3 protein-coding genes and 3 pseudogenes are annotated in these 5469 nt (G+C 58.1%); 1 reads left to right on the top strand and 5 read right to left on the bottom strand.

Annotated features, from left to right (window positions below; genetic code table 11):
- Nucleotides 1-705: RNA-guided endonuclease InsQ/TnpB family protein (locus DJ69_RS10880; RefSeq protein WP_144050424.1), on the top strand; the 705-nt coding region annotated here is incomplete at its 5' end.
- Nucleotides 706-805: 100 nt separating this feature from the next.
- Here the strand turns inward: DJ69_RS10880 and DJ69_RS18390 are convergent.
- The 5 genes and pseudogenes from DJ69_RS18390 to DJ69_RS10850 all read right to left on the bottom strand — a co-directional run.
- Nucleotides 806-1531 (bottom strand): HNH endonuclease, encoded by a 726-nt coding sequence (locus DJ69_RS18390; protein ID WP_180271791.1) that lies wholly within the window; start codon nt 1529-1531, stop codon nt 806-808.
- Between the two features lie 373 nt (nt 1532-1904).
- Nucleotides 1905-2881 (bottom strand): annotated as a pseudogene (locus DJ69_RS10865) (IS1595 family transposase).
- Nucleotides 2882-2942: 61 nt separating this feature from the next.
- Nucleotides 2943-3062 (bottom strand): annotated as a pseudogene (locus DJ69_RS18835) (VapC toxin family PIN domain ribonuclease); the annotation flags it as partial.
- A 36-nt stretch (nt 3063-3098) separates the two neighbouring features.
- The gene (locus DJ69_RS10855; RefSeq protein ID WP_099255627.1) at nt 3099-4481 is read right to left on the bottom strand and encodes an ATP-binding protein; all 1383 of its coding nucleotides are present in this window, start codon (nt 4479-4481) and stop codon (nt 3099-3101) included.
- 561 nt (nt 4482-5042) lie between these two features.
- A pseudogene (locus DJ69_RS10850) lies at nt 5043-5469 on the bottom strand (transposase); the annotation flags it as partial.

Genomic DNA, 5469 nt, shown 5'->3' with positions numbered 1-5469 from the left:
GAGGACGGAACGGTCCTCGGGGTCGACCTCGGTATCGAAGACCTCGCCGTCACCAGCACCGCCCAGTTCATCAGTGGGCGGGAGTTGACCCACAACCTCCGCGAGTTCGAGAAGGTGCGTGCCGGACTCCAACAGACCGGAACGCGAAGCGCACACCGAACGCTCGAACAATCAAGTGGCCGGGAACTCCGATACGTCCGCGACGTGCTTCACCGGGTGTCGAACGAGATCGTGGACGAAGCACTCCGATACGAGTGCGACATGATCGTGTTCGAGGACTTGACCGACATCCGCGACCGCACAGGCGCGTCGTGGGGGCACAAGTGGGCGTTCCGTACGCTGTACGAGCAAGTGGAGTACAAAGCCGAAGCCGTCAGTATCTCGGTGAAGCAAGTGGGGTCGGCCTACACGTCACAGCGGTGCGCCGAGTGCGGGTTCACAGCAGAGGAGAATCGCACAACTCGCAGCGACTTCCGGTGTGTGAAGTGCGGAGCAGAGGCGAACGCAGACTACAACGCGGCGAAGAACATCGGGATGCGGTACGTCCGTCGAGGCCAACAGTCGTCTCGGCGGACGGGCGACAGTCAGCTCGCCCTGAAGTCTGGAACGGTGACGCCGAGTGGCGGATTCACCGCCCACCCGGACGGGTTTGAGGCCGAGCTCACGGACAAGCCACTCCCTCAACGAGCGAAGTCAGTAGACTGAGCGAAGTAGGGTGGGGTAGTTGACTTAGCTACCACAAAACGCATATCGTTCACTGGCGTCTCACCAGCGGCCTAGTCACGTATCTCTACCGGGAGTGACACTACTCCGTGGTGAACTCACCTCCACAACCCACGTCTACATCCGTCACCGGTTCCCGCCCCACTGGCCGCCATCGACAGCCAGTCCACTCATCGTCGATCCGCCACCACCCCGGTCCGTCGTCGCGTTCGACGAACCGGATCCGACGCCGTGGCGACCCCGTTGGAACGAAGCTGATACTGACCGCATCAGTGTCAGCAGTCGGCCCTTGACCAGAGTCTGCTTCGGTCGCAGCGTCCGCTTTGCCGTCATTAGCCAACGAAGCCTCGGCATCCCCCTCACCGGGAGCATCCGACGTCGACTCCACAGATCCGGCTGCGTCCGCACCCACGTCCGGCTCGTGGCGACGATATTTCTCACTGGCTGGCATCCTCTCGTCGTCACCGAACAGCCGTTCTGCCTCGTCACTACTAATCCGCGGTCCCTCGTAGTACTCCTTGTAGTGGGCGTTCCACGCGTTCCGGTGTTCGATCGGGAGCTGCCGGTGCCACTGCCGGTAAGGCGGCGCGTCCACCTTGTGGATATGGACGTGACAACTCTGACACAGCGGGATCACGTTGGCGACGCGATCGTCGGTGTCATCGCCGTTGACGTGGTGAAGTGAGAGCACGTCCTGCCGCCGCTCTCCTTGGGTAGTGTTCAGCCAGCTTTCAGGTGACCGCCCACAGACAAGACACGCACCACCCCACGCGTCGCGGACGGCCTGTCGAAACTCGTCGTCGCTCATGCTGTCCGTTCCTCCTCGATATCCGACGCTGACTGAGCACCTGCTCGTCGGTGGCCGACTGTCGACCACTGCTCGTGTTCTTTCACCTGGAGGGCCGCTTGATTCGATACAACTGACCTTCTCGTACGTGTGACCGCTCGCCACGCTGATTGTGTTGGCGGCGACGCGAGCAGAGCCACACGCAGAGCTCTCGATGGTTGTTTCATCGTTGTACGAGAGGGCACTGGGCATCACTCTCACCCAACTCCCTCGCACCCAATTCGAGGGATACAAACGGATCCAACAGCGGACCGCATCCCACTCGACTTGACAAGAACCACCCAACAGTATACGCCGATTCGAACGCTGTTCCCGATTTTTAGTTGTGACGCTCTTATGTAGAACTACGGAAAGTCCCCATAACAAGGCAGTCGATGGTGATATCGACGGATGCGCCTGTGAGATTCAGCGATCTGACGACACCGAATGTACGAGCGGCCTGTTCCAAGCCTTGCTTGGACAGGCCGCGAAACTTCCGCAGCCACGGTTGAACAAGCGAAAACAGGCATTCTGCCTGATTGATGTGGACTCCGTCAGGCGATACGTACCTCTCTTTGTGGACGACCGTTCGGTGATCCCGATCCATCTCGCGGTACGCTTGGAGTCCATCTGTCCAGACCTCTCCCAGCCGCTGGGAGAGGTCTTCAGCCTCCTGAATCACTGGCTCAAGATCGCCTTCGTAGTCGATCCCGCGCTGTCCGCGAATCACACGAAGTGAGTCGCGGCACGCCGCGACGAGCGTCAGCTGGTCACCGTGACGCCCTCGCAGCGTGATCGACCAGTCTGCGACGAGCCGCCGCGAGAACGGCTGTTTCGCGGCGGCTCTTGGCCTTTATACCCAGAACAGACCTTGCCAGATTCGTCGACCTGCGTCGGTCCATTGATGGTCTGATTAAGCAGCTCCCAGCTGACGGGGAAGCCGCGCTGAACCGCGGCTTCCGCCTCCCGAATCGCCGTGTGGATAGTTTTGTAAGCGCGACCAAGCAGCGGCGCAATCTGGTTGATGCTCAGCAGTGTATCTGCGTAGAGGGTGAAAGCGAGAAGCACCTCTCCTGCGGTGAGGTGCTTCTCGTGAAATGGCGTTCCATGGGTGTATACTGGCTTAAATTCGCAATTACGACACCGAACTCGGTCGTGTTTCTCCCACGTCATAATGCTCTGGTGACCGCAGCGAGGACAGGATGTATTCTCCCAGAACTGCTTGAGCCGCCGCTCGATGCGGGCATCGAGCGGCTCAGTGTTGATCTCGATGACTCCTAGCTCGATCAACTGCCGAAACATCCCGCCGAACGCTGGCTGAGCAGAAGACATATCGCCAGATTAGAACTGTCTTAGTGTAATTATGCGGGCTTTCCGCGTTTCTACATAAGAGCGCCGTTTCAAGCCGTGTGACGTCATCAAGCGCGTCGAAGTCGCCGTCGAATGAGTACAGGTACTCGATGCCTTCTCGCTCCATGTACGCGGTGATAGTTGCGTCTCCGAATGCGAGCTCCCGTGGGATCCCCGCGTCTTCAGGTGCGGGAGGAGGTCAAGCGTGTTCCGTAATATCTCCGAGATCGAACAGTCGTACGTCATCGCGCTCGGACACAGCTTCTTGAACGGACTGTGTCGCACCATTCCGGGTGAATAAGGCGTACTCAGTATCCCTCTCATCGCCGTCCGGCATCCAGCGTATCTCGGCGGCATGGTCTTCGAGCGAGGAGAGTGCTTTGTAGTCAAGCGGTGCGTTCGTGAACTTGCATTCTCCTACGAACATTGTCCCATCCGTGGTGAATCCGACGACGTCAACTTCGTGTTCCTTGTACCACCAGCGACCGATATCGAGGAACGTCTCTGCGGGGTAGAGCCCCGGGAGCGCGTCTTGACAAAGTCTCTCGAATTCGTGACTCACGAAATCGGGCAGTTCCGGCTCAATAACCGCGTCGTAGGCATTCTCTCCGAGCCGTTCGTATCGATCTTCCTTGCCGTAGACGAAACGGAACCAGAATCGGAACAGAGGATCGAGGATTCGATAGCGTCCCCGGCGTGACTTCGCCTTCTCTTCGGTGATTGGGACCTCTCGCTCGATGAGCCGCAGACGCTCCAACTTCTGTGTGTACGTCGATATCTGTTTCCCAGCGATTCCTATCGCTTGAGCGATCTCGTTCGACGTTGTCTTTCCCGCGGCGATGGCGGTGAGGATCGCAAAGTATCGGTTCGGGTCCGTGAGTTCGGTGCGGAGCACGTACTCCGGTTCGTTATGGAGATATCCTTTCTGGGTGAGCAGTTCCTCGGTGAGAACCGTTCCGAGGTCCTGTCCGAGATCGACGCCATCGAGATAGTACGGAACGCCGCCGAAGATTCCCCACGTGAAAATCCGCTCTTCGGGCGAACACTCGTCCGGAACGAACTCCTGTGCAGCGGCAAAATCGAGGGGCCGGAGGTCAAGTCGTTCGGTGAATCGTCCGTACAAGGGACTGTTCCCGAGAAGCATCGCTTCTTCCATCATACTGATCGACGATCCGACCAGAATGAGTGTTCCCGAGGTGTTCTGGAGCCGCTGGTCCCACAGTCGCTGAATGACTGAGGGGAGGCTCTTGTCGGCGTCGATGAGGTAGGGGAACTCGTCAAGTACCACAATTCCGTCCTGATTCCCCAGATATCCGAGCAACGCTTCCCAGTTCTGTTTGATCTGCGTGATGCCGGGAAAGTTTTCAGAGGCGACATCGACGAACTCGTCAAGCTGTATCTGGGAGGTGGTCTCCGTGGCCTGATAGACGACTGCGTCGTCACGATCAGAGAGCGAGCGCTGGACGAGCTGTGTCTTCCCGAGGCGTCGCCGACCGAAAACCACGACCATTTCTGCGTCGTCAGATTCGTAGCATCCGCGTAGCCGAGAGAGTTCGTCGTCCCGATTCACGAAGTGGTCCATACACCTGCTCCACCGTGACGGAGAATAATACTTCCGAATAGCCTATTTTGAGATAGGCTAATTCAAAATTGTCTATTGGAGTTCTGTCGCATCTCTTGAGTTGCGCAGATCAGGTGACAAAGCGTATGACGAACTAATTTACCGCTATGTTCAGTCGGTTCGCACGGCTTGGCATCATCCTCTTTGAGAAAGGGGGCCAGAGCAAGCATTCGACGAACTCGTGATCAATCTCCGTTCGATCCACCGGCTAACGATACAACGGCTGCCGCGCCGTAGTTCACAGATCACCCCGGCGCGGTAGCTCACGGACAGCCCTCGGCAGAAACTCACAGACGGCGCCCCGCGTTGACATCCTCCCCGCTCTGAACAGTAGTTGCCGAATCAGATTCTGCTACGTGTTGAGCGAGTCGTTGAGATCGTAGACCTCGATACTGTGGCGAATTGGGCTGTAATCGATTCTCTGAGAGAGCGAGGGAGCGCCGCGCCAGCGGCGCTCCCGAGCGATGCCTCTCTCCAACAGGGCGCACTCACCGGTCATCCCGGTCGGACTCGAATGTCTATTCAGCCGTAGTCGGTTGAGAGAACGAATCTACAGAAGATTCGTGTTGAGATCAGTGGTGTCTCTGGAACGGTTCCAGTTGAGGCTAAAACGTTGGCTAACACCCACAGATTGTACAACGAGACCGCGAATAGAAAGTAGAACAGTCGCACCGAGAACGTCGACAACGACGTTCTCGGGAGGAAATCGCCGAGCTGGCGATATGACGTTTCGATCCCCCAGCGGCGGCGGAACGCTGCCGCGTATGCGCTCGCTGTCGATGAATCTACGTCCAAACTCGTCACGAACCAGACGTGCTCGTCTTCGCTTGTGCGGTGTGGAACCGCGAAGACTGTGACATCGACCGATGCTGTTGGGTTGCGCTTTCGCTGCATCGTGTACTCGTCAGCAACCGTCTCAACGCCGGCGCTGAGACGGTTGCTGACGAGT

Origin of the sequence: Halorubrum persicum (genome assembly GCF_002727125.1) — an archaeon.
Lineage (GTDB): Archaea > Halobacteriota > Halobacteria > Halobacteriales > Haloferacaceae > Halorubrum > Halorubrum persicum.
This window is presented reverse-complemented; position numbering and strand designations above follow the sequence as displayed.

Excerpts from the sequence above, each read along its gene's own strand:
- DJ69_RS18390 (WP_180271791.1), bottom strand. The coding sequence starts at position 1,531 with ATGAGCGACGACGAGTTTCGACAGGCCGTCCGCGACGCGTGGGGTGGT.
- DJ69_RS10855 (WP_099255627.1), bottom strand. The coding sequence starts at position 4,481 with ATGGACCACTTCGTGAATCGGGACGACGAACTCTCTCGGCTACGCGGA.